The organism is Pseudomonas sp. S2_F07 (assembly GCF_054668325.1).
On record NZ_CP162758.1, the window covers coordinates 16,404 to 40,769 of the forward strand.

Consider the following 24,366-nt stretch of genomic DNA (forward strand, 5'->3'; position numbering starts at 1 on the left):
GGCTCGATCAATGGCTCACAGGTCTTGCCTCGTGGGCCATGATTTTTTTCTCCTGGCCGCGCCGCCACGCCGCCGGTGGCGCACCGAACTCGCGACGGAAGGCGCGGCTGAAAGCGGTATCGGTCTGGTAACCCACTTCTTCGGCGATGCGCGTCAATGAGCTGTTGCTGCTGCGTAACAGGTTGGCGGCGAGCAACATGCGCCATTGCGTCAGGTACTGCATCGGCGACACCCCCACCAGTTGCTGGAAGCGTTCGGCCAACACCGATCTTGAGGTGCTGGCGGTGCGCGCCAGTTCGTCCAGCGTCCAGGCGTGGCAGGGCTTTTTGTGCAAGGCGTTGAGGGCGGCGCCGACGATGCGGTCGCGCACGCCGGCCAGCCAGCCGGTGCGGCCTTCGCCCTGTTCGTTCATGTACAGGCGCAACACTTCGATGAACAGCACTTCGGCCAGTTTGGCCAATACCCCTTCGCCGCCAGGGCGAGGCGAGCGGGCTTCGGCGAGGGCATAACGCACGGAGGATTCCAGCCAGATACCGGCATCCGAACCGCGTACATTGACGCGCACCACGGCCGGCAAGCCCTTGAGCAACATGCCCGCCAGGCGCGTGTCGCACGCCAGGTAACCACACACCAACCGGGTGACCGCGCCACCTCCGCCATAACTCAACTGCCGAGGCCGGCGCGCGAGCACCGCATCCAGTCGCGCACCCGTGGCCGGGGGCAACCCGGGACGGGAGCACATGCGGTGGGCATCGCCCTGGGGGAAGATCACCACGTCGCCCGCACTCAGCAGCAGCGGCGGGGCATCGCCCAATTCCACGTAGCACTCACCCTCGGTGATCAGGTGAAAGATCACCACTCGTTCCGCATCGGGCTCCAGGAACGGCGCCGCCGTATCGGCGCTGGGCGACTGGTAGCACCAGGGCGCGGTGAACCGGGCGTTAATGAAGATCGCGCCGACCAGGTGCACGACGCGCAGGGTCTGTGACAGAGCGTCCATTGGGGTTTCCCCGTGGGAGGTTCCTGATTGTGAGCGCGCCTGCGCGCTACGTGGAATCTCCGGACGATCGGGCAGGGTTGGGCGACGATCGGACAGGACGCCAGCGCCCGTCAGGACGATAGTTTGTCTACGGGGTCAATACCGGCCCTGCTACCCAGAACAAGAAAAGAGAGGTTGCCATGCCGAAGTTCGTGATTGAACGCGAGATCCAGGGCGCCGGAGCATTGTCGGAAAGGGATTTGAAAGCCGCTTCGCTAAAGTCCTGCCAGGCGTTGCGTGAGTTGCCAGAGGTGCAGTGGCTGCAGAGCTATGTCACCGGTGACAAACTCTACTGCGTGTACATCTCGCCGAACGAGGAGCAGATCCGGGAGCACGCCAGGATCAGTGGTTTTCCCGCCAACCGCATTTCCCAGGTCATGAATATCATCGATCCGACGACGGCGGAGTAACCGCGACCGGACCCGACTCGTGTTTCAAACCAGAGACCGTTTCCATGAGTACACCCATTGATCTGACTGCCTTGAAAAACCGCCAGATGGCCTCCTGGGCCAGCGGTGACTACGCCGTGATCGGCACCACCCTGCAGATCGTCGGCGAGCAACTGGCCGAAGCCTGCGACCTGTTGTGCGATGAGCGCGTGCTCGACGTAGCCGCCGGTAACGGCAACGCAACCCTCGCGGCTGCCCGCCGTGGCTGCCAGGTGACGTCCACCGACTATGTCGCCGCCTTGCTCGAACGCGGCGAAGAACGGGCCCGGGCAGAACGCCTGAAGGTCTCCTTCCAGGTCGCCGATGCCGAAGCCTTGCCCTTTGCCGACGGCAGTTTTGATGCCGTGCTGTCGACCTTCGGCGTGATGTTCACGCCAGACCAGCCCAAGGCCGCCGCGGAACTGGCGCGGGTTTGTCGCCCGGGCGGGCGGATCGGCCTGGCCAACTGGACGCCGGAAGGTTTCGTCGGCCAGATGTTCAAGACCCTGGGCCAACACCTGCCACCCCCTCCGGGCGCCAATCCGCCCTCCCGCTGGGGTAGCGAAGCCTGGCTGCGCGAGCATTTCGACGAGCGTGAATTCCTGCTTCAGGTGACACGCCGCACGTTCAATTTCCGCTATCGCTCGGCGGCGCATTTCATCGACACCTTCCGCCAGTGGTACGGGCCGGTGCACAAGGCCTTCGCCGCGCTGCCCGCGGATGGCGCCAAGGCACTGGAGAGGGACCTGAGCGAGTTGATCAACCGGATGAACCGGGCGGGCGACAAGTCGCTGGTGGTGCCGAGTGAATACCTGGAGGTGGTGATTACGCGGCGTTGAGTTACCACAAGTCCAATGTGGGAGCGGGCTTGCTCGCGAAAGCGGTGTGTCAGCCACAGCATCTTCGACTGAAAGACCGCATTCGCGAGCAAGCCAGCTCCCACAGGAGTTGTGTGGTGGTCATTGCCTCTAAATCACTACGGCGCCACGGGCTTGCAGCAACTCGCGCAACACCGACCGGTGACAATGCGCTTCATCCTCGCAATAACAACCCACGGCCAGGGACGTCTGGTGGGACAGCGCGGCCAGCAGGTCCAGCATCTGACTGGCCGCGGGCTGGCTCATCTCGGCCTTGAACTTGCGCCGGAACATCTCCCAGGCCTTGGCATCCTGTGCAGCCTTGGCCTCGGCCACCAACTCGGCACTGGGCGACAGCAGCGGTTGCCAGACATCATAAAAGTCCCGACGGGCGAATTCGGTTTTCGGTACGCCGCGTGGAGGGCGGCGTACCGTGCCCAGGCGCAAGCCTTCGTCAGGCCGACGGGGTGATCCGAGTTGAACGATATGGACCGCCATGGCTACTTGAGCCCCGACTCGTCGAACCACTCCAGCGCCGTGCGCCACAGGCAGATGCCCAGGAAGTACGCCGACATCAGCAACCACAAGCCCATTACCAACGGATTGATCCGTGGATGGTTGAGCACCAGTGACAGGCTACACAGCAACCAGATGGCTGTCACCGCAATGTTGATCGGCATGAACCGGCGCACGCGAAACGGGTGCAGGAATTTCATCCGGGTCACGGTCAGCAGCGCCAGGCCGATGACCGTGGCGAAGGTGATCCACGGCGGCGGGGCGATGATGTACAGGCACAGGGCGACCACGTTCCAGGCGGCGGGGAAACCCTGGAAGTAGTTGTCGGTGCTCTTCATGTTGACGTTGCAGAAGCAGAACAGCGACGACACCAGAATCAGCGACACGCTCAGCAGCAGGGTGTAGTCCGGCAACGGAATGTAGCGGTAGATGAACAGTGCCGGGATAAACACGTACGTCAGGTAGTCGATCACCAGGTCGAGGATCGAGCCATCGAAGCTCGGCAACACCGACTGCACGTTGACCTTGCGTGCCAGCGCACCGTCCAGTCCGTCGACGATCAGGGCGACACCCAGCCACAGCAGGCAATGGGTCGGTTGGTTATCCAGCAGGGACAGGGTGGCGAGGAAAGCGGTGACCACGCCAGTGGCGGTAAAGCCATGGGCGCCCCATGCTTTGAGCCTGGCGATGTACAGGGTTGAAATCACGGGGGCGTTCTCCAGTGAATGAAGCAAGCCAGTTGTCGCCCCGCGTATGGGGGCGGTGGCAAACCGGGTCGGGTTGCAGGTATCGACCGGGTTTGCGGGAATAAGGTTCACCACCTGTGAATCTTAGCTGCGCCGCCAGGAAATACTCCGGAGCAATCCGCGGTAGCGCGGGCGGGTCAGCCCAACGGTGCTGGCACATTCGCCGGCGGGGGCTATCGTTGCCTGACTGGATAAACGCCCTTCAAGAGGACAACTGCCATGAACACCAGCGATCTGCTCGAACAATTACTGCGCGCCGGCCAGGGCTCGATGGCGCAAAAGGGGGGCGGTGGCTCGTCGGCCCAAGGCGGGCTCGGCGACCTGGGTGGATTGCTCGGCGGCTTGTTGGGTGGTGGTGCTGGTGCAGGCAGTGGCGGTGGTGGCGCTGGGTTGGGCGATTTGCTCGGTGGCTTGCTCGGTGGTGGTTCGCCGATGGGCGGTGCACCGCAAAGTCGCTCCGCTGGCGGCACTAATTATGCGGCGCTGGCGTCCCTGGGCATGATGGCGTTCCAGGCGTACCAGGCCTGGCAACGCAGTCAGGCGTCGGCGCCGCAAGAAGCGCCACGGACCGTGGACTTGCTGGCCGGCCCGGAGGCCGAGGAGCACAGCCATGGGATCCTGCGGGCATTGATCGCCGCGGCCAAGGCCGATGGCCGCATCGACGAAGCCGAGAAGCACATGATCAGCACTGAAATCGGCCGTCACACCGACGATCCGCAATTGCAGCAATGGCTGGACGACGAGGTCGCCAAGCCTCTGGACCCCAATGAAGTGGCGCAATCGGCCACCGACCCGGCCATGGCCTCGGAGATGTACCTGGCCAGTGTGATGCTGGTGGACGACCAGCAGGACGCCGAGCGCAACTATCTGGATGAACTGGCTGCGGCGTTGCAGATCGACCCGCTATTGCAATTGCATCTGGAACAGCAGGCCAAGGGTACTGCCTGAAAGGGTGCATCCGCCTTGGTAAAGCTTCGCGAGCCTGCTCGCGAAGAACGATGACTCGGTCAACCTGCGCAAACACCGGCCGTACCCCGCGCTACAAGCCCGTCCGTCCGGGCTTTTTCAACGTTGATTGAATTATTGCGCCGCTCGCTGGCTCTGCTTGATTAGAAGACGTTTGCATTCGACGTCCTGGCGTGAAGCAGGTAAGCCATGCCCCGTAACCTCGATGATTACAACCGCCTGGGTGACTTTTCGGCGACCTCCAGGGCCGCCGCCAAGCGCTCACGCCCGGGAACATCATCGCCCCTCACCGGTGCGCGCAAAGCCAGGCTACCCGAGTTGCTCAAGCCTGAGTTGGCGACGTTGGTGGAAAAAATCCCCGACGGCCCGTGGAGCTACGAAATCAAGTTCGACGGCTACCGCATCATGGCCCGCATCGACCACGGCGAGGTGAAGCTGATCACCCGCAATGGCCACGACTGGACCCACAAACTGCCGGGGCAGGCCGCGGCCCTGGCCGCGCTGGGCCTCGAATCGGCGTGGCTCGACGGTGAAATGGTGGTGATGGACGAACAGGGTGTGCCGGACTTTCAGGCGCTGCAAAACGCCTTCGAAGAGGATCGCAGCGACGGCATTCTCTACTACCTGTTCGACCTGCCGTACCTCAATGGCGTGGACCTGCGCGAGGTGTCGGTCGAAGAGCGTCGGGCCGCGCTGGCGACCGTGCTCAAGGCCAATAAAGATCCGTTGCTGCGCTTCTCCGAGTCGTTTGGCCAGGAGCCCCGGGCCTTGCTCGACAGCGCCTGCCAGATGCGCATGGAAGGGTTGATCGGCAAGCGTCTGGGTTCGCCCTATCTCTCCCGGCGCAGCAGTGACTGGATCAAGCTCAAATGCCAGCAACGGCAGGAATTCATCATCGTTGGCTTCACCGAGCCGAAAGGCTCGCGTCATGCCTTCGGGGCATTGCTGCTGGGGCTGCATGACCGCGATGGCGGCGAGTTGCGCTACGCCGGCAAGGTCGGCACCGGGTTCAACGAGGCGACCTTGCGCAGCCTCCATGAACAACTCAAGCCGTTGCAGGTGAAAAAGCCGCCTGTGGTTAACCCACCCGTCGGTTCGCAGGCCAGGGATGTGCACTGGCTCAAACCCAGGCTGCTGGCGGAAGTGGCCTTCGCTGAAATGACCAGGGACGGCTCGGTACGCCATGCCGTGTTCCATGGTCTGCGCAAGGACAAACCGGCCCGAGCCATCACCGAGGAGCGTGCGAGTACCGTGAAAACCTCCACTGAGAAAAAAACCGGCACGGCAAAGCCCGCAGCCACGCAAAAGAAAACCGCGCCTGCCCCCTCACAGATCGGTCTGGAGGACGGCAAGGTCCGCATCACTCACCCGGACCGGGTGATCGACCCCGCCAGCGGCACGACCAAACTGCAACTGGCGCAGTACTACGCCAGTGTCGCCGAGTGGATCCTGCCCGAACTCAAGGATCGTCCGGTGGCGCTGGTGCGTGCCCCGGACGGCATCGCTGGCGAGCTGTTTTTTCAGAAAAACGCCGAGCACCTGGCGATCCCCGGCATCACCATGCTGGACAAACAACTCACCGGCCAGCCGATGATGCTCATCGACAATGCCGAGGCGCTGGTTGGCGCGGTGCAGATGAGTACCGTGGAACTGCATACCTGGAATGCGACGTCTGACAAACTCGACAAGCCGGACCGTTTTGTCCTCGACCTTGACCCGGACCCGGCGCTGCCATGGAAGCGCATGGTCGAGGCCACGCAACTGACGCTGTCGGTGCTGGATGAACTGGGGCTCAAGGCGTTTCTGAAAACCAGCGGCGGCAAGGGCATTCATGTGGTAGTGCCGTTGACCCGCAAGCTCGGTTGGGACGAGGTCAAGGATTTCAGCCATGCCATTGTCAACCACATGGCCAAGCTGTTGCCCGAGCGTTTTTCGGCGGTGTCGGGACCGAAGAACCGGGTCGGACGGATCTTTATCGATTACCTGCGCAACGGCCTGGGGGCGACCACCATTTGCGCCTACGCCGTACGTACCCGCGAAGGGTTGCCGGTGTCGATGCCGATCTGGCGCGAAGAGGTGGCCGAACTCAAGGGTGCCAATCAATGGAACCTGCACAACGTGCATGAACGTCTGGCTGAAGTCGGGGATGGGCCGTGGGCGCAGATGCCCGGAACCCGACAAGCGATCAATGCCGAGATGCGCCGGCGGGTGGGGATGAAGAAGTGACCGCAAGGGTCAGGAGGGGAACCTCTGTGGCGAGGGAGCTTGCTCCCGCTCCCGACTGCGCAGCAGTCGCAAAACATGTCGTTGCCGACAGTCCAGGGGCCGCTACGCAGCCCGGCGCGAGCAAGCTCGCTCGCCACAAAGGCAGGTGTTACTTGAGGAATGCCTGGAAGTCGGTACCCAGTTTGTCGATCGCCGCCTTGAAGTCCTTGGCGGTAATCTGCTGGCTTTCGTTTTTCAGTTCGGTGCCGAACACCTTACGCACCGCTTTGGCTACGGTCTGGTTGCTCCTGGCGTCGACGAACTCGGCTTCGATGAACAGGGTGGTGTCCTGGTCACGGTGGCCGGTGGCGGCCTGGGTTGCGCCGACGACGGCCGCGATGGGAACCACTTCATACCACTTCATGCCTTCGTTCTCGGCGTTCACCCCGGTAATTGCCGCACGCATGATCAGGGGACGAGAACCCGCCGGTGCGGATGAGGTGTTGGTCACTACGCGATACTTCTGACCCAGGGTGGCCTTGGCCTTGTTGGTCATGTAGTTCTGAATGTCGGTCAGCGTTTGCTGGTTGACCCGCTCATCGGGTTTTGGCGCAGGGTAGAGCTCCAGTTTATTGAACACCACGGTGTCATAGGCATTCGGGTTCCACGAAGGGCTGACCCAACGCATCACGGTACCGCCGCTCGGCGTTTCCACTTCCTGCAGGTTGTTGTAGTTGGACAGGAAGCCTGAGTATTGCTCCTTCTCAGTCACTTTCGAGGTGCAACCGCCTAGCAGCAGACTGGCCAGCGTGGCGCCGACGAGCAGTTTTCGGGACAGATTCATAGTGGTGTTTACTCCTTGGAAGAAATCTTCGTTCTTTTGTTTACAAGACATCAAAATCGCCAGGTCATGTTTCCGCTCAAGGCTTGAATCCAGGCATTGTCGAATTGACCGGATACTCGATTGCCCGATACGGATTTGGTCTGCTCAACCGGCATGTCGCCGAGCCAGACCATGGCCCAACTGACGTTGACATCGGTGTCCTTGTCCAGAGCATAGGTGGCCCCGGTGGCAATACGCCAGGATTCGTTCATCGGCACGACTACACTGCGGTTACTGTCCGAGACGGCGCTGCTGTCGTAAGCCACGCCGAAGTTCCACAACCACTGCTCGGTGGCCTGGTATTGCGTGCCAAGGGAGAGGTGCCAGGTGTCCTTGAAGCCGGCGTCGACGGTCTTCGATTGCGAGCCGAACGCCGTGGTGTCGACCTCTACGGCGATGTCGCCGAATTCCGACCAGTCCTGCCAGTTGGCCGAGGCCAGCAGTGCCCATTGTCGGTCCAGTTGCTGGAACAGGCTCAGGGTGACGGTTTGCGGCACCTTCATGTCCAGTTCGGTGTTGGTGTTGTTGACTCTGTCGAGCAGACGTCCGTCGCCCTTCACATCAAGCCGGTCCTTGAAGTCCAGGTCGACCTGGCTGGTGTAGGTCAGGCCGATGCGCGTGCCGGGTTGCGGGGCGTAGATCACACCGACGTTGGCGCCATAGCCCCAGGTGTTGTCCTGATACTTGTATTGGCCGTCAGCGCGGTCAGTGAAGCCGAAAGGGGAGCGGTCGATGGCGGTGTCGGCCTGCAACATGCCGTACATGGCCTTGACGCCGAGGCCGACCGACCACTGCTCGTTGAAGCGATACGCCACGCTCGGTACCAGTGACAAGCCGAGCAGGCTGGAGTTTTGTGCGAAGTAGCGGCCGGACCAGTCGTTGTCGTAATTGAGCGCCAGGCCGAAGTCACCATAGGAACCGAAACCGACGCTCCAGTGCTCGTCGAGTTCATGGCTGATGAAGAAGCTGGCGCCGGGCATCGGATCGAGGGCATTGCCACTGCCTGTGCCCGGGGTGTTGGTGCCGGAGTCGCGGTCGAAGCTCAGGTCGCCGTACAGCACCTGCAAGCCACCGGTGATTTGCGTGCCCGGCAGAAAACTCATGCCCGCCGGGTTGCTGGCGATGGTCGAGGGGCCTTGGGCACGGGCGGCGGCACCGGCGTTGGCCAGGCCGGCGTTATCGGTGCCGATTTCATAGAGCATGATGCCACCGGCCCAGGCTTGTTGGCAGCACAGGGCAAGAAGCGCAGAAGTGGGCAGGGCAGCTGTTTTTATTGGCATTGAAATCCCTCAGCAATTGTCCATTTCGAATACGGGTGGACTGCACAAGCCACCCGTGGATTCGGCTGTTATTTGGCCATCTCTGCCCGAGCCGCGGCGATCTTGGCTTTAACCGAGTCGAGGTTGAAGCTTGCGCCTTTTTGCATCGGCGGGAACTCGATCGCCGTTTCCGCCAGTTTGGCCACCTGTTGCTGGACGAACACGAAGCGCCAGAACTGGAACTTGAACCAGTCGAAGTACTGTTGCGAACCCTGCGCGGCCTGGTTTTCCGGCCAGCCCATGCGCTCGAACGGGTCGAGTCGAAGGTTGGTCAGGATCGGCACATCCACAGCAACTTTAGCTCCCATCCAGCCACCCGGTTGGTCGATGAAGCGATATTTGTAGTCGTCTATGCGCACTGCACCCAAGGCGCTCTCTCCAAAGTAGAAGATTTCATGGCGGTTCGACGGTCCTTTTCCGGTGATCATTGGAGTTTGATCATAGCCGTCCAGATGAACTTTGTAGGTGGTGTCGCCCAATTGTTTGCCTTTGAGCAGTTCGGCGGTAATGTTCGGGTTGCCCGCCGCCGCGACCAGGGTCGGGAACCAGTCCATGCCGGACATGATGCCGTTGGCGACCTGGTTGGCCGGTACCTTGCCCGGCCAGCGAATGATCGCCGGCACCCGGAAGCCACCTTCCATCACCGTGCCCTTGCCCATGGCAAACGGCGTCGTACCGCCATCGGGCCAGGTGAAGTTCTCGGCCCCATTATCGGTGGTGAAAATGACGATGGTGTTGTCGTCCATGCCGTCTTTTTTCAGCTTCGCCAGGACGTCGCCGACGATGTCATCGAGCTGCGCCATGCCGGCTTCCTGTTCCGACCAGCCATTTTCCGAGTTGCGCATGGCCTGGTACTTGTCGGACAGATGCGTGACGATGTGCATGCGGGTCGGGTTGAGCCAGACGAAGAAGGGTTTGTTGTCCTGTTTGGCCTTGTCGATGAACGAGAAGGCCTTGTCGCGAATTTCCTCGTCGACGGTTTTCATCCGCTCCGGATAGAGCGTGCCGGCGTCTTCGATTTTCTGCTTGCCCACCTTGCCCCAGCGTGGCATCACCGTCGTGTCATCGGTGGTGGAGGCCCAGCTGTGGACCATGTTGCGTGGGCCGACACTGTCCAGCAGCTCCTTCGGATAATTGGGGTGCGCCGGGTCTTCCATGGCATCGAGGTGGTAGAGGTAACCGAAGAATTCGTCGAAACCGTGGACGGTGGGCAGGAACTGGTTGAGGTCACCCAAGTGGTTTTTGCCGAACTGGCCGGTGGCGTAACCCATGGCCTTGAGGGCGGTCGCGATGGTCACGGCTTCGGCAGGAATGCCCACGGGCGAGCCAGCCTGGCCGACGGTGGTCATGCCTGTACGAATCGGCAGTTCGCCGGTGATGAAATTGGCGCGTCCAGCGGTGCAACTGGCTTCGGCGTAGTAATCGGTGAAACGCATGCCTTCATTCGCCAGTTGGTCGAGGTTGGGGGTTCTGCCGGCCATCATGCCCTGGTTGTAGACGCCGATATTCGACCAGCCGATATCGTCGCCCATGATCACTAGAATGTTGGGGGCCTTGTCGGCGGCCAGGGCCTGACCGGGAAACGCCATTGCAGACAGTAAAAGGGGGACTGCAAACATCGAGGAAAAGGTTGTCCGGTTCATGTCGAGCTCCTGCGCACTAGCGTGAGTACATAGAGACGAGCCCCCAACCGTCGTTGAAATGCGTTACCCCCCGCGAAGAGCGTAGGTTTGAATTTCGAAATATCCAGTAGTGAATAGTCAGAAAGTTAGTGTTTCAGGCACATTGCCGCGAAATGGCTTTCCGGCAATGGCGACGTCAGAGGGGAAGGCAGACGTTTGTGTTACCAGCGAAACATCGGCAGCGGCCGCAGCGGCGAGCGGATGAGCTGCCGGGCGGAAAGCTTGATCAGCATCGAGTGGAAACCGTGATCGGGAAAGGTCGCCTGCACGGTTTTGATGAAGCTGCGGGGCAAGCCGAAACGCACCAGGCCCAGGGATACGTCCACCAGGTCGGCCTGGCGGAAGGGTTCGACACTGTCGGCGTAGACACCGCGATACCGGCGCAGCTTGTGATGCTCAAGTATCAGCGCGCTGACTTCATCTTTCAGTTCCGGTCGTTGCCGGTTGTCGAGGTACTCGGTGGCCAGGGCGATGGACGGGGGCAGGTAGTCGAGGGTGTCATCGGTCCAGATACCCAGGTCATGAAACGCCGCCGCGATTTGTACCGCGTCCGGGGGCAGGCCTTCGGCACCACGCAGGGCACCATGGAAATTCAGCACCCGGTAAATATGGTTGCGGTAGCCCTGAAGGTCGGCCCCGATGGCCAGGGCGAACGAAGTGAGAATCTCGTCGGTGAGGGGGAGTTCGAGAAGAGGTGTCATCAGGCGTCACGCAACAGGTCGTTGGCATTGAGCAGGTCGTAGGCGATCTCCGGGCGCTTTTCCATGGCCCGGCGAATGGCGGCGGGGATGTTGGCGCGGGTCTTGCGGCACAGCCCCGGCAGTTCGCCAACCTGGATGCCGATGCCGCGCATGGTGCGCACTTCGTTGAAACCGGGGGCGATGTGCACGCGGATACCCAACTGTTCGAGCATGCGCCGTTGCAGGTGCTCCAGATCGCTCAGGCTCTGCAGGTTCTCCAGGCGCTCGATCAGGCGTTTTTCTTCGTTGCGGGTCAGAAACAGAATGCGCAGGTCCGCCCCTGGTGTTTCCAGCAGCGGGTCGCGCCCGCAGTCGCAGGCGCCGGGCGGGCAGGGTGAGCGGATCGCAGCAGTGGTGGTCATGGGGATCAATCATAGAGCGCAGTGATCGAGTTTGCCCATAGGGATTTTTGGGGGGATGCAAAGCAATGTGGGAGCGAGCTTGCTCGCGATGGCATCGTGTCAGGCAACAGTGATGTTGACTGCAAAAACGCTATCGTCGGAGCGCCGCCCGGAGCAAGCTCGCTCCCACAGGTGTTGCGGTGAAACTGCGTGACCTATTTCAGTACCAGCATCCGATAAACGCCGTCTTCGACTTCGATCCCGTGGGTGTCATGGGTGAAGCCGGGGAAGGATTTGTCGAAGGCTTCCAGTGCCTTGAGATACGCCAGCAACGGACCGTCCGCCGGCCCTGCGTTCTCACCCGGCATCAGCAGCGGGATGCCTGGTGGATACGGCACGATACCGGTCGCGGCAAGACGCCCGGCGGCTTCGTTGAGCGTCACCAGCTCGATGTCGTTGCGCACCAGTTTTTCGTAGGCCTCCACCGGGCTGAACTCGGCTTTTGGCAAGGTGCCGAAGGCCTGGGACATGTTGGCGGTGGTCTTGTGCTTCTTCATTGCGGCGAAGATTTCGTTGGCCAGATCCTTCAGGCCCATACCGGCATAACGATGCTGGTTGGCGTTGTACAGGTCGGGCAGGCACAGCTCGAGCTCGGCGTTGTCGTCGTAGTCACGCTTGAAGTCGAGCAGGGCGTTGAGCAGCGTGCCCCACTTGCCTTTGGTGATGCCGATGGAGAACAGGAACAGGATGGTGAAGTCGGTGGTTTTCTCGACCACGATACCCTGACGGCCCAGGTACGCCGTGACCACGCAAGCGGGGATCCCGGAGGCGAGCAGGTTGCCGTCGTCACCCATGCCCGGGCTGAGCACCGAGACCTTGATCGGGTCGAGCATGCAGTAGCCGTCTTCGATGTCGCCGAAGCCGTGCCAGACCGCGTTCGGGTGCAGGACCCAGCAGTTCGGGTCGGTTTTCAGCGTGGCCGGGTCGACCTCATGGAACGGCACGGTCGCTGCGCCAACCTGTACGGTCGGCGGCTGCCAGCAGGTGAAGAACCAGTCGTCCTTGCTCAGCATCTCGTTATGCATGCGCGAGAGCACCTGGCGGAAGCTGATGGCTTCTTCAATCGACTCGTTGGTGAGGATCTGCCCGCTCGGTGCCTCCATCATCGCCGAGCTGACGTCGCAGGACGCCATGATCGCGTAGTTCGGCGAGGTCGAGGCGTGCATCATGTACGACTCGTTGAAGCGCGCATGTTCGATCGGGTTACGCCCGTCACGCACGTGGATCATCGAGGCCTGGGACAGGGCGGCCAGCAGCTTGTGAGTCGACTGGGTGGCGAACACGGTCGGCCCGGACTTGTCATGATCGGCCGGGTCGCCGTGCATGGCATGGCGTCCGCTGTACAGCGGGTTGAAACGCGCATAACCGTACCAGGCTTCGTCGAAGTGCAGGCGGTCCACGCTTTCACCCAGCAGTTCTTCGACGCGGGTGACGTTGTAGGTCAGGCCGTCGTAGGTGGAGTTGGTGACAATGGCGTGCACCGGCGTCGGGTCGATGCCTTGCTTGACCAGCGGGTTGTCGGCGATGGCGGCTTTCACGCCTTCGGCGCTCAGGGTCTGCGGCAGGATCGGGCCGATGATGCCGTAGCGGTTGCGGGTCGGTACCAGGTAGGTCGGAATCGCCCCGGACAGGGTCATCGCATGCTCGGCGGACTTGTGGCAATTGCGGTCGCACAGGGCGATCTGGTTGCGCGTGACGCTGGCCATGAGGATGACGCGGTTGGACATCGACGAGCCGTTGGTCACGTAGTACGTGCGGTGGGCGCCAAAGACCTTGGCGGCATAACGTTCGCCCTGGCCGATAGGGCCGCTGTGATCGAGCAGCGAACCGAGTTCGCCCACCGAGATCGACAGGTCGGAGCGCAGCAGGTTTTCCCCGAAGAACTCGTAGAAGGCCCGACCCGCTGTGCTTTTCAGGAATGCGGTGCCGCCGGCATGGCCTGGGGTGTGCCAGGAGTATTCATAGCTGCGGGCAAACTTCACCAGCGCGCCGAACATCGGCGGCAGGGCGGCCTGGCGATAGCGCTCGATGGCCGCCAGGATGCGCCCGCTGAGGAAGCGGGAGGTGTCCTCGGGCAGCCAGATGAAGTCGTCGGCGTGCTGCATGACCAATAACGGAATGCTCGACGCGGTGGTACGGTCGCTGATCAGGAACACCGGCACGCGGGTGTTGCGCTCGCGCAGCTTGACCAGCAATTTGGTGCAGTCGGCGTGGCCTTCGCTGGTGTCCATTTCCCAACGGATCAGCACGCATTGAATGGCAGGGTCCGAGCGCAGGATCGAGGCGGCATCGGTGAGGCTTTCCGAGGCCAGTACGCTGACACCACGTCCCTCTACGTCCTGGACCAGTTGGTCCAGGGCGCGGCCAAACACCGTTCGCTTGTCCGGCGGGCTGCTGACCAGTAGCGCCAGCATGCCCAGCGAGTGTTTATATTCCGTCATGCTTGAACCTCCATAGTGGCTGTATTCAGATTGTTCACCGGCACTGGCTCGGCAGTGAGGTGCTGCGCGCTGACGGTTTGCGTCGGTACGCTGTTGTTGAGTGCTTCGAGGCGGATCAGGCGGTTGTTGACGAAGCCGAACAGGGTGTAGCCAACGATCGTGGCCACGCCGCCCAGCATCAGTGCCTGTTCACCGGAACTGTACAGTGCCAGGTAACTGTAGGCCGCCGCGATCAGGGCGATGACGTTGGTGGCCAGTGCCTTGCCTTCCGGCACGTTGGAGACTTTCTGCATGGTCATCAGTGCGGCCATGGACAGGATGTACGGCACCAGGTTGGTGACCACCGCGAGGTTGACCAGGGTGTCGAACTGCTTGCTCAGGTCGGGGCTGATGGTGAGCAGGGCCAGCGCGGTCTGTGCCGCCAGCAGCACCAGCATGCCGACAATCGGCGTTCCCGCTTTGTTGCCCTTGGCAAAGATCGGCAGGAAGTAGCCGGTGTCGGCCGAGCTTTTGTACACCTGGGCGATGGTGAACTGCCAACCCAGCAGCGAACCGATGCAGGCGAGCACCATGGCCGCCATCACGATATCGCCGACCATTGGGGTGAACATCTTGGCGAACACCAGGCCGAACGGCGCGGTGGACGTGACCAGTTCTTCGTTGCCGACGATGCCGAAGATGACGTTGGTGGAGACGATGTAGATCACCGCCGCCCCCAGGGTGCCGCCCAGCACGGCAATCGGTACGTTGCGCTCAGGGTTTTCCACCGCGTCGGTGTTGGCGCAAGCCGATTCCAGGCCGAGGAAGGCCCACAGGGTAATTGCCACCGAGGCGCCTGCCGCTTCGAACCAGCCCTTGTCGTGGGGGTTCCATCCAGCGGCGTAAACGCTGCTGTCGAACCAGAACCAGCCCACCGTGGATACCAGTACCACCGGTGCAATCACACCCCAGACCGTGACCGCGCCGATCCGGCCGGTAATGCGGGCACCGCCAAAGTTGGCGAAAGTGGTGATCCACAACAGGGCAATAGTGGCCAGGCCTACTTGCAGCGAATCAAGCTTTATCCCGAACAACACCTGGATGTAGCCGACGGCGGTAATACTGATCGCCACGTTGGCAATCAACAGCGAGAGACCGTAGGTGTAGTTGGTGATGTAGTTACCTGCTTTACCGAAGGTGTATTCGGCATAACCGCCCATGCCGCCGGTCTTGCGGCTGAGCATCCCGCATCGCGCAAAGGCGTAGGCCAGAGCGAGGGAGCCGGTGGCCGTTATCAGCCAGGAGAGGATAGAAATCGCACCGACTTCGGCGAGTTTAGTCGGTAGCAGGATAATTCCTGAGCCCAACATGTTGACGGCGGTCAACATTGTCAGTTGCCCCACACTCATTTTCTTTGCGACTGACATTCCGTTGCCTCACTTAGTTGGCGATTGAGAACCTTAGCTATAGCAAAGGTTTGAAATCCCGCAAGAAATTGACGACCCCCCATCCGGCTTTTTCATTTATTTGCAAAAAAGGCAGGATGCTGGCCCCCAAGTTTCAAAGTTATCTGCAAAATTACTTGGTTTTCAATTGGTTAGATAGGTCGAAATGCGCAAGATATGGATCGCATTAGTCCCGCTAGTAGTTGCGGGCATAGCCACTTCGGTTCAAGCAAAAGAACTGGCCGCCAAAGATCAGTACATGTGCAGTTGGGGGGCGGGCACCGCTGCAAGGGCACAGGAACTCAAGCTCTCAGGGGTTTCCTTGTATGCCGCCCGGCAGAAAATCCAGGTCTACAAGTTCGCTAAAAGCTGGATGCGCATGATGGCTCTTGGCATTACAGAGCAAACTTATGACAGTCCGTCGCGATTCAAACCGGCTGCTGTACGCCAGAGCTTTTATGAGGACTGCGTCAGGTACAAGTTGGCGCGTAAATAAAGAAGAAGCGGGCGTCGGTCGGATCGACCGCCGTGCGGGGCTGTGACGACTATATTGATTGACCATCCCAGCGACCCGATGGGGTGAAACCGGTTTTTTACAACTCAATCAGGAGGTCATCATGAGCCAGATCGATAAAGTGTTGTACACCGCCCAAACCCACACCACCGGCGGGCGTGATGGCGCGTCCCGCAGCTCCGACGGGATCCTCGACGTGAAGCTGTCGTCGCCGGGTGCGGGCGGTGGCGGAACCAACCCCGAGCAACTGTTCGCTGCCGGGTGGTCAGCCTGTTTCATCGGCGCCATGCAGGTTGCAGCCAGGGAAATGAAAGTGGCGCTGCCCAAGGATGTGGCGGTCGATGCCGAGGTTGACTTGGGCACCAATGAAGGCGGCTACCTGCTGCAGGCGCGGCTCAATGTCAGCCTGCCGGGGCTGGACCGTGAAACCGCACAGAAAATCGTCGACACCGGGCACCAGTACTGCCCGTACTCGAAAGCCACGCGCAACAACATCAATGTGGTGCTCAAGCTTGTTTAAGTTGACGTGAAAAGGTCTTGATCTAAAAAAAGATCGCAGCCTGCGGCAGCGCCTACGAAATCGGTGTAGGAGCTGCCGCAGGCTGCGATCTTTTTTTGTGTTGCGATACTACGAGAAATTCAATTCATCTTGCTGTGATCATGCATCATCGTGCCGTGATCCATGGTGTTAATCGCTTTGGCAACGGCTTCTACCTGAATCGACTCTTTCTCGCCCTTGGCGTTTTCGACGGTCAGGGTCAGTGGCACCTTGTCGCCGTCCTTGATCTGGCCTGTGAGGTTCATCAGCATGATGTGATAGCCGTTGGGATCGAAGCTCACCGGCTTGCCGGCCGGCAGAGCCACGGAGTCCACCTGCTGCATCTTCATCACGTCGTCTTTCATGCTCATTTCATGAATCTGCACCAGCTTGGCGACCGGCGTTTGCACGCTCAGCAACTTGCTGTCGCTGCTGGCGGTGACGGTCATGAAGGCGCCGCTCGACGGCTGGCCGGCCACGGTGGCGCGGACCCAGGCGTCGTCGACCCGGGTTTGTGCCGAGACCTGAAGGGCCAGGCCGACCAGGGACAGGCCCAGTGCCAGTTGCTTGCAGCGTTGCACGAAGCGGTTTTTAGCCTGCGGGGCATTCATTTCAGCAAACCTCCATCACGGTGAGCAGGTCTTCTGCGCACTCTTTGGCCGTCAGGGACGCGGACAGTCCCAGGCGCAGATTGCCCCGGGAGTCGAAGACATAGCTGGTCGCGGTATGGGAGAGGGTATAGGTATCGCCGCTTGGGACTTTCTCAAAGAACACGCCGAATTCCTTGGCGGTGGCGGCGGTTTCTTCCAGCGTGCCGTACAGGGCTTCGAAACTCGGGTCGAAAGCCTTGACGTACTTGTCGAGCAACTCTGGCGTGTCGCGTTCAGGGTCGAGGGTGATGAAGACCACCTGCAGCCTTTCGCCATCGCGGCCCATCAGTTTCTTGGCCTGTGCGGCGCGGGCCAGGGTGGTCGGGCACACGGCCGGGCACTGGGTGAAACCGAAGAACACCATCGGCATCAGGCCGCGATAGCTGCCCAGCATCCGGGTTTCGCCCTCAGGGTTCTTGAGCTTGAAGTTACGCCCCATGATCTTGTCGCTGAGGTCCTTGCCGTAGTTGAACGACAGCTTGCTGCTGTCGTCGCAACCGGCGAGCAGGCCCAGGCTCAACAGGCCCATGCCTTGCAGGACAGTCCGGCGGGTATACAAAGTACTCATGAAAAAAAGCATCCTGTTGAACAGGCTGAAATGACAGCGTGATGACTGTACAGACGAAAAAATCGCAGGGATGTTAACAAACTGTGCCGGTGCCGGAGGTGCGGATACGACCATTGGACCGGCGCACAGGCGTGACATAGTGTCGCGCTGTCAGGGTGAAAGTGCTCTTGTGGCGAGGGAGCAAGCTCCCTCGCCACAAAGGTTCAGGGCAATCTGTCGGGTCGTTTTAACGACGCAGCTTCGCGCAATGATCCTGTTGCGGTTGCGCAGCGGTGTACCACACGTAATCCGCACTCTCGGCGGTCACGGTCTTGCCCGCTTCGGCCAGGATCAGCACCGCATTCCCTTCACCGGCACCCAGATCCTTCAGGTGCAGCGGCACCCCCAGGTCCTTGCGCACGTGGAAGGCACCGGCCAGCAGCAACGCAGGCTTCGGCGCGGCCATCAGGCGCTCGGCCATGCGCCGGTCACGTTGCTGCTGCACGGCGAGCATGGCCGGCATCTGCGCTTCGGGCAGCAGGCCGCAATGGGATTCGCGGATGTCGTCCAGCAAGGTCGCCTGCACCTGTTGAGTGGTGGATGCTTGCCCCGTGAGTAGCGGGCGCTGTTTGTAGATCTGCATGATCTGCGCGCGGTCCAGGTTCGCCGCCAGCAGCGGATACGGTTGCCGCAGCGCGTAGGTGACGAGTGCGCCATAAACACTCCAGTCCCAATTGGCCTGCCAGGCCAGCGCCTTGAACGCATCGATCGGTGGCTGGCCCGCGCGGGTCGCAGCTTGCGCGGCATCGACCCCGGCCTGTTGATCTGGATTGAGCATTTCCATCAACAAACTGCCTTGTGGGCGTTGCGCCGCCAGTTCGCGCAGCAGCCACAATTGCAGGGCGTGGTGGTCCGGGTTGTCGTGCTGTTCACCGACCAATACCCGAGGTGCAACGGCCAGTCGTTCGACCAGTTGTTGCGGCGTCAACGTACGGCCCGTGGCGAGTTCGCGAATGACCCCAAGGTCGGTGTGATCACGGCCTTGCGGGGCGATCGGCGCCGGCAGTGGGGTGACCTGATGGGTTTGGCAGGCAGCCAGCAGGCTGAATGCACAGAGCAACACAAAGCGCATCGGTTTTCCTTATTGGTCTCAGCGCGCGATGATCAACGGGTGGCCACGTTCCGGGTGTTGCTGAATCAGCACTTCCAGACCATACACCGCCGCCAGCGCCTCGGTGGTCAGCACCTCTGCCGGTGGACCGTAGGCGTGGGGCAGGCCCTGTTGCAACAACAGTAGTTGATCGCAGTAACGTGCGGCCAGGTTGAGGTCGTGCAGGATCACCAGCACCGCGGCACCACGCTCGGCGAAGTCGCGCACGGCTTGCAAAATAGTGTGCTGGTGCAGTGGATCGAGCATCGATGTCGGCTCATCGAGCAGCAGGGTTTGCCCTTCGGCACCTGGCCAGAGCTGAGCGAGCACCCGCGCCAGATGCACGCGCTGGCGTTCACCGCCCGACAGGGCCAGGTAGCTGCGTCCGGCCAGATGAAGGGCATCGGCGGTCTTGAGCGCCTCGGCGACGATTTCGGTATCACGCACGCGGCCGCTGGCGTGGGGCAAGCGCCCCATGCCGACGACTTCATTGACCGAAAACGCAAAGTTCAGGCTCGAACTCTGCGGCAGCACGGCCAGGCGTTTGGCCCGTTCCTGACCCGGCCAGTCGGCGAGTGGACGCTCGTCGAGGCTGACCCTGCCTTCACTGGTCGCCAGTTCACCACACAAAGCCCCGAGCAGGGTGCTTTTGCCGGCACCGTTCGGCCCCAGCACGCCTAGCACTTCACCGGGGCGCAACTCGATATCGATGTTTGCCAGTACCGTGCGGTTGCCACGACGTACCAGCAAGTTGTTTGCCCGCAGCATCAGGAACGCCCTCGCACAAGCAGATATAGAAAGAACGGAGCGCCGATCAGTGCAGTCACGATGCCGATGGGCAGTTCGGCCGGCGCCAACAACAGGCGCGCCGCCAGATCGGCCAGCAACAACAGGCTGGCACCGGCCAGCAACGAGGCGGGCAGCAACACCCGGTGATCCGGACCCACCAGCAGGCGCATCAGATGCGGCACCACCAGACCGATAAAACCGATCAGCCCGGCCGCCGCGACGGCCGCGCCGACGCCGAGCGCCGTGCACAACACCAGCTCAAGCTTGATCCGCTCGATGTCAAAACCCAGGTGACGCGCTTCCGATTCACCCAGCAGCATGGCATTGAGCGCCGCCGCGCGACGGGGCAACCACAACGCCACGCCTACGGTGACAATCAACAGGGGCCACAAGCGTGGGTAACTGGCACCGTTGAGGCTGCCCAGGTTCCAGAACGTCAGGGTGCGCAAGGTCGCATCATCGGCCAGGTAGGTGAACAGACCGACCCCGGCACCGGCCATGGCCGTCATCGCCACACCCGCCAAGAGCAGGGTGGCGACGTCGGTCTGCCCGTTGCGGCGACCGAAGCGATACACCACTGCCGTGACGATCAAGCCGCCGGCGAAGGCGCTCACCGACAGCAGATAAGGTTCGATGGCCGGCGGCAAGCCACCGAGCAGGCTGCCGCCGACGATGGCCAGGGCGGCACCCAACGCCGCACCACCGGAGACGCCGACCAGACCCGGGTCGGCCAAGGGGTTGCGGAACAACCCCTGCATCGCCACGCCGGACAGCGCCAGTACCGAACCCACGGCGATGCCGAGCAAGCTGCGCGGCAGACGAATCTGCCCGAGGATCAACTCCGCCTGCTGCGTGTCGCCACCTTCGAGCGGCAACCCCAGCAGACGCATCCCGGCCAGCAAGGTATCTCCCGGCGGCAGGCTGACCGGCCCGAGGGCCAGGGACAGCCAGAACACCAGAACCAGCAACAACAGCAAAAAGATCAACGTCGGACGCGGCCGAAAAATGGCCGTCATGGGCTGATCCCGGCGGTCCGCGCTTTTGCGTCCGGGTAGAACGCCGTGGCACGGGCCGGCAGTGTCTTGATACGCATCGGGACTATTCCTTGGCCGATCAGAGGGGTTCGTAGCGGGTGATGATGCCATCGACGCCCGGCTTACGCACACGCCACGGTTCGGTCACGCCAGATCAGGTGTTTATGTATGGCGTTATCGATCATGAGGAGAACTTGTGATCATCAAGATTAAAATGAGTTTGTCTCACTCGCTGGCACTGTCGACAATGGCCCCATTGAACGCATTGGAGTTATTTGACATGGCTGTGGCCCATTCCCTTGGATTTCCGCGCATTGGTCGCGACCGTGAACTGAAAAAGGCGCAAGAGGCGTTCTGGAAGGGCGAACTCGACGAAGCCGGTCTGCGTACCGTGGGCCGCGACCTGCGCAAGACCCACTGGGACTTGCAGAAAAACGCCGGTATCGAGCTGCTGCCGGTTGGCGACTTCGCCTGGTACGACCAGGTCCTGACCCATTCGTTGATGTTCGGTGTGATCCCGGAGCGTTTCCGCCCGCACGATGGCAAGGCCAGCCTGCAAACCCTGTTCGGCATGGCCCGTGGTGTGAGCGACAGCTGCTGCGGCGGCGCGCACGCCCAGGAAATGACCAAGTGGTTCGACACCAACTATCACTACCTCGTCCCTGAATTCAGCGCCGATCAGCAGTTCCAGCTCGGTTGGGACCAGTTGTTCGAAGAAGTCGAAGAAGCCCGTGCACTGGGGCATAACGTCAAGCCGGTGATCATTGGCCCGCTGACTTACCTGTGGCTGGGCAAGGCCAAGGGCGCCGAATTCGACAAGCTGGAACTGCTGGATCGCCTGCTGCCGCTGTACGGCCAGATCTTCCAGCGCTTGGCGGCACAGGGTGTCGAATGGGTGCAAATCGACGAGCCGATCCTGGTGCTCGACCTGCCACAGGCCTGGAAGAACGCCTTTGAGCGGGCCTACAACCTGATTCAGCGTGACCCATTGAAGAAGCTGGTTGCCACTTACTTCGGTGGGCTGGAAGAGAACCTGGGCCTGGCCGCCAACCTGCCGGTGGATGGCCTGCACATCGATCTGGTGCGTGCGCCTGAGCAGTACCCGACCATCCTCGATCGCCTGCCGGCCTACAAAGTTCTGTCGCTGGGCGTGGTCAACGGCCGTAACGTCTGGCGCTGCGATCTGGAAAACACGTTGGCTACCTTGCAACATGCTCACGAGCGTCTGGGGGATCGCCTGTGGGTCGCGCCATCCTGTTCGCTGCTGCACAGCCCGGTTGATCTGGAGCGTGAAGACAAGCTCGATGCCGAACTGAAAAGCTGGCTGGCGTTTGCCGTGCAGAAGTGTGAAGAAGTCGCGGTGCTGGCTCAGGCTGTCAGCGAACCGGAAGCGCCGAAGGTGCTGCAAGCGCTGACTCACAGCCGCGCCGTGCAGGCCAGCCGTGCTGCGTCGCCACGCATTCATAAACCGGCCGTGCAGGCGCGGGTTGCTGCCATCACCGCCCAGGACAGCCAGCGTCATTCGCCGTTTGCCCTGCGTATCGAGAAACAGCGCGCCGGCCTTAACCTGCCCCTGTTCCCGACCACCACCATCGGTTCGTTCCCGCAAACCGCGTCGATCCGTCTGGCTCGCCAGTCGTTCAAGCAAGGCAGGCTGACCGAAGCCGAATATACCGAGGCGATGCACAGCGAGATTCGTCACGCCGTGCAAGTGCAGGAGCAGCTAGGCCTGGACGTGCTGGTGCACGGTGAAGCCGAGCGCAACGACATGGTCGAATACTTCGCCGAGCAAATCGACGGCTACGTGTTCACCCGTTTCGGCTGGGTCCAGAGCTACGGTTCGCGCTGCGTGAAACCGGCGGTGATCTACGGTGACCTGAGCCGCCCGAAAGCCATGACCGTGGAGTGGATCCGCTACGCCCAGGGCCTCACCGACAAGGTGATGAAGGGCATGCTGACCGGTCCCGTGACCATGCTGATGTGGTCGTTCCCCCGTGAAGACGTGAGCCGCGAAGTGCAGGCTCGTCAACTGGCTTTGGCCATTCGCGACGAGGTGCTGGACCTGGAAACCGCCGGGATCAAGATCGTGCAGATCGACGAGGCCGCGTTCCGCGAAGGCCTGCCGTTGCGCCAGGCGCAGTGGCAGCACTACCTGGACTGGGCGACCGAAGTGTTCCGCCTGTGCGCCTGCGGCGTGCGTGACGAAACCCAGATCCACACCCACATGTGCTACAGCGAATTCAACGATGTGATCGAGTCCATTGCCGCCATGGATGCCGACGTGATCACCATCGAAACCTCGCGTTCGGACATGGAACTGCTGGACGCGTTCGAAGCCTTTGCCTACCCCAACGAAATCGGCCCGGGCGTGTACGACATCCACTCGCCAAGGGTGCCGGACTCCACGGAAATGGCCAACCTGCTGCGCAAGGCCGCCAAGCGCATTCCCGCCGACCGCCTGTGGGTCAACCCGGACTGCGGCCTGAAGACCCGCGGCTGGCCGGAAACCGAAGCGGCGCTGGTGCACATGGTCAACGCTGCGCGCCACCTGCGTAAAGAATGGGCCTGACGCTTTAGTGGATGCGCCACTGAAACCTGTGGGAGCGGGCTTGGTCCGGGCGGCGATCCGACGAAGGCGGAGTGTCAGGCGAAATCGATGTTGAATGTGCCGGCCTCTTCGCGAGCAAGTCGGATCGCCGCACCGCCGCTCCCACAGGGATTTTCGGCGGGCACAATAACTGTGTGCGTTGTTAAAACCACTCAGCGCCGTGGCTCGGCCACCAACAGCAATGACTGCGGCACGGGGCTTTGCGGGTGCTGTGGCTCCTGCAGGCTGGCAAGAGTAAATCCCGCCATGTCCAGCGCATTCAGCCAACTGGACAAGGTACGGAAATACCACGGCATGGGCTGCCACTGCCCCTTGAACGTGGAGAATGTCTCTTCCCGCCAACCATCCTGATAATCGCCCACCGCAGCCGCCCACGGGTGCAGCGTCTGGATCACCAGCGCGCCGCCAGGGGCGAGCAGGGTGTTCATGGCGGCGAGCAGGGGGATGATGTCCTGGTGCAGCAGGGCGAAGTTGGCGCAGATCAGGTTGTAGTCGCGGCCGATGTCGACTTTCGCTTCCAACAACTGTTCATAACTCGCCAAATGCACCGGCGCAGCGCCCGCCGCCCGCGCCGCCGCCACCAGCGTCCCATCGCCATCCACGCCGACCGCCTCGATACCCCGGGCTGTCAGCGCACGCAACAACCAGCCTTCGCCGCAACCCAGGTCGAGCACACGCTCGGGCTGACGACCCAGCACCGCCAGCACGACGGCCTGGTCGGTGACCTTTTGGCGGCTTTCGATGGTGCCCGAGCGTATGGCGTCGATCCAGGCCCGGGCGTTGTGGTGCCAACTGTCGAGGAGGGTGGTTTCGGGGGCTGACATGGTCGATGTCCGGCGTGATGGGTTGGATGAAAGGATAGGGCAAGGGTTCCGATCGTCCATTCTAC

23 protein-coding genes are annotated in these 24,366 nt (G+C 61.6%); 7 read left to right on the forward strand and 16 right to left on the reverse strand.

Annotated elements, in window-relative coordinates; translation table 11 throughout:
• Positions 1 to 7: 7 nt before the first annotated feature.
• On the reverse strand, positions 8 to 1,000 hold the full coding sequence (locus AB4O40_RS00090) for an AraC family transcriptional regulator (RefSeq protein WP_223542435.1): 993 nt from the start codon (positions 998 to 1,000) through the stop codon (positions 8 to 10).
• A 179-nt stretch (positions 1,001 to 1,179) separates the two neighbouring features.
• Here AB4O40_RS00090 and AB4O40_RS00095 point away from each other — a divergent pair, with 179 nt between their 5' ends.
• Both AB4O40_RS00095 and AB4O40_RS00100 read left to right on the forward strand, forming a co-directional pair.
• The gene (locus AB4O40_RS00095; protein ID WP_056723667.1) at positions 1,180 to 1,449 is read left to right on the forward strand and encodes a DUF4242 domain-containing protein; all 270 of its coding nucleotides are present in this window, start codon (positions 1,180 to 1,182) and stop codon (positions 1,447 to 1,449) included.
• A 44-nt stretch (positions 1,450 to 1,493) separates the two neighbouring features.
• Complete coding sequence (locus tag AB4O40_RS00100) at positions 1,494 to 2,306, forward strand: class I SAM-dependent methyltransferase (protein ID WP_223542434.1); 813 nt, start codon at positions 1,494 to 1,496, stop codon at positions 2,304 to 2,306.
• Positions 2,307 to 2,435: 129 nt separating this feature from the next.
• On the opposite strand, the gene AB4O40_RS00105 is transcribed toward AB4O40_RS00100, so the two are convergent.
• Both AB4O40_RS00105 and pcsA read right to left on the reverse strand, forming a co-directional pair.
• A complete protein-coding gene (locus AB4O40_RS00105; protein WP_460056818.1) occupies positions 2,436 to 2,822 on the reverse strand; it encodes a DUF488 domain-containing protein in 387 nt (128 codons plus the stop codon).
• A gap of 2 nt (positions 2,823 to 2,824) precedes the next feature.
• Positions 2,825 to 3,547, reverse strand: a complete 723-nt coding sequence (pcsA, locus tag AB4O40_RS00110; RefSeq protein WP_409079411.1) for a phosphatidylcholine synthase — start codon at positions 3,545 to 3,547, stop codon at positions 2,825 to 2,827.
• 258 nt (positions 3,548 to 3,805) lie between these two features.
• Here pcsA and AB4O40_RS00115 point away from each other — a divergent pair, with 258 nt between their 5' ends.
• Both AB4O40_RS00115 and ligD read left to right on the forward strand, forming a co-directional pair.
• Entirely contained in the window at positions 3,806 to 4,534 is a 729-nt protein-coding gene (locus AB4O40_RS00115; RefSeq protein WP_409079412.1) for a tellurite resistance TerB family protein, read from the forward strand.
• Between the two features lie 207 nt (positions 4,535 to 4,741).
• Complete coding sequence (gene ligD / locus AB4O40_RS00120; protein ID WP_460056813.1) at positions 4,742 to 6,778, forward strand: DNA ligase D; 2,037 nt, start codon at positions 4,742 to 4,744, stop codon at positions 6,776 to 6,778.
• A 148-nt stretch (positions 6,779 to 6,926) separates the two neighbouring features.
• On the opposite strand, the gene AB4O40_RS00125 is transcribed toward ligD, so the two are convergent.
• The 7 genes from AB4O40_RS00125 to potE all read right to left on the reverse strand — a co-directional run bounded on the left by AB4O40_RS00125 (position 6,927) and on the right by potE (position 15,629).
• The gene (locus AB4O40_RS00125) at positions 6,927 to 7,601 is read right to left on the reverse strand and encodes a DUF3313 domain-containing protein (RefSeq protein WP_460056810.1); all 675 of its coding nucleotides are present in this window, start codon (positions 7,599 to 7,601) and stop codon (positions 6,927 to 6,929) included.
• A gap of 50 nt (positions 7,602 to 7,651) precedes the next feature.
• Entirely contained in the window at positions 7,652 to 8,920 is a 1,269-nt protein-coding gene (locus AB4O40_RS00130) for an OmpP1/FadL family transporter (protein WP_409079414.1), read from the reverse strand.
• A gap of 68 nt (positions 8,921 to 8,988) precedes the next feature.
• Positions 8,989 to 10,602 (reverse strand): arylsulfatase, encoded by a 1,614-nt coding sequence (locus AB4O40_RS00135; protein WP_056723126.1) that lies wholly within the window; start codon positions 10,600 to 10,602, stop codon positions 8,989 to 8,991.
• A 200-nt stretch (positions 10,603 to 10,802) separates the two neighbouring features.
• Positions 10,803 to 11,342, reverse strand: a complete 540-nt coding sequence (locus AB4O40_RS00140) for an HD domain-containing protein (RefSeq protein WP_056723124.1) — start codon at positions 11,340 to 11,342, stop codon at positions 10,803 to 10,805.
• The gene (locus tag AB4O40_RS00145; RefSeq protein WP_056723123.1) at positions 11,342 to 11,743 is read right to left on the reverse strand and encodes a hypothetical protein; all 402 of its coding nucleotides are present in this window, start codon (positions 11,741 to 11,743) and stop codon (positions 11,342 to 11,344) included. Before AB4O40_RS00145 ends, AB4O40_RS00140 begins: the two co-directional genes overlap by 1 nt.
• Positions 11,744 to 11,937: 194 nt before the next feature.
• Positions 11,938 to 14,223: an Orn/Lys/Arg family decarboxylase gene (locus AB4O40_RS00150; RefSeq protein ID WP_056723121.1), complete on the reverse strand. Its 2,286-nt coding sequence runs from the start codon at positions 14,221 to 14,223 to the stop codon at positions 11,938 to 11,940.
• A complete protein-coding gene (gene potE, locus AB4O40_RS00155; protein ID WP_056723119.1) occupies positions 14,220 to 15,629 on the reverse strand; it encodes a putrescine-ornithine antiporter in 1,410 nt (469 codons plus the stop codon). The genes AB4O40_RS00150 and potE overlap by 4 nt, the downstream gene beginning before the upstream one ends.
• A gap of 184 nt (positions 15,630 to 15,813) precedes the next feature.
• Here potE and AB4O40_RS00160 point away from each other — a divergent pair, with 184 nt between their 5' ends.
• The gene (locus tag AB4O40_RS00160) at positions 15,814 to 16,143 is read left to right on the forward strand and encodes a hypothetical protein (RefSeq protein ID WP_056723118.1); all 330 of its coding nucleotides are present in this window, start codon (positions 15,814 to 15,816) and stop codon (positions 16,141 to 16,143) included.
• A gap of 121 nt (positions 16,144 to 16,264) precedes the next feature.
• Positions 16,265 to 16,681, forward strand: a complete 417-nt coding sequence (locus AB4O40_RS00165) for an organic hydroperoxide resistance protein (protein ID WP_046040328.1) — start codon at positions 16,265 to 16,267, stop codon at positions 16,679 to 16,681.
• A gap of 119 nt (positions 16,682 to 16,800) precedes the next feature.
• Here the strand turns inward: AB4O40_RS00165 and AB4O40_RS00170 are convergent, their stop codons facing one another.
• From AB4O40_RS00170 to AB4O40_RS00190, 5 genes are all read right to left on the reverse strand, one after another.
• The gene (locus tag AB4O40_RS00170) at positions 16,801 to 17,310 is read right to left on the reverse strand and encodes a copper chaperone PCu(A)C (protein ID WP_056723116.1); all 510 of its coding nucleotides are present in this window, start codon (positions 17,308 to 17,310) and stop codon (positions 16,801 to 16,803) included.
• Position 17,311: 1 nt separating this feature from the next.
• The gene (locus AB4O40_RS00175; RefSeq protein WP_056723114.1) at positions 17,312 to 17,917 is read right to left on the reverse strand and encodes an SCO family protein; all 606 of its coding nucleotides are present in this window, start codon (positions 17,915 to 17,917) and stop codon (positions 17,312 to 17,314) included.
• Between the two features lie 226 nt (positions 17,918 to 18,143).
• A complete protein-coding gene (locus AB4O40_RS00180; RefSeq protein WP_460056798.1) occupies positions 18,144 to 19,028 on the reverse strand; it encodes a ChaN family lipoprotein in 885 nt (294 codons plus the stop codon).
• 18 nt (positions 19,029 to 19,046) lie between these two features.
• Complete coding sequence (locus AB4O40_RS00185; RefSeq protein ID WP_056723110.1) at positions 19,047 to 19,814, reverse strand: heme ABC transporter ATP-binding protein; 768 nt, start codon at positions 19,812 to 19,814, stop codon at positions 19,047 to 19,049.
• A complete protein-coding gene (locus AB4O40_RS00190; protein ID WP_460056795.1) occupies positions 19,814 to 20,851 on the reverse strand; it encodes a FecCD family ABC transporter permease in 1,038 nt (345 codons plus the stop codon). Before AB4O40_RS00190 ends, AB4O40_RS00185 begins: the two co-directional genes overlap by 1 nt.
• Positions 20,852 to 21,149: 298 nt before the next feature.
• Here AB4O40_RS00190 and metE point away from each other — a divergent pair, with 298 nt between their 5' ends.
• Entirely contained in the window at positions 21,150 to 23,438 is a 2,289-nt protein-coding gene (metE, locus tag AB4O40_RS00195) for a 5-methyltetrahydropteroyltriglutamate--homocysteine S-methyltransferase (RefSeq protein ID WP_460056793.1), read from the forward strand.
• Positions 23,439 to 23,629: 191 nt separating this feature from the next.
• Here metE and AB4O40_RS00200 read toward each other — a convergent pair whose 3' ends face one another.
• Positions 23,630 to 24,301, reverse strand: a complete 672-nt coding sequence (locus AB4O40_RS00200) for a class I SAM-dependent methyltransferase (RefSeq protein ID WP_223542131.1) — start codon at positions 24,299 to 24,301, stop codon at positions 23,630 to 23,632.
• Positions 24,302 to 24,366: the final 65 nt, after the last annotated feature.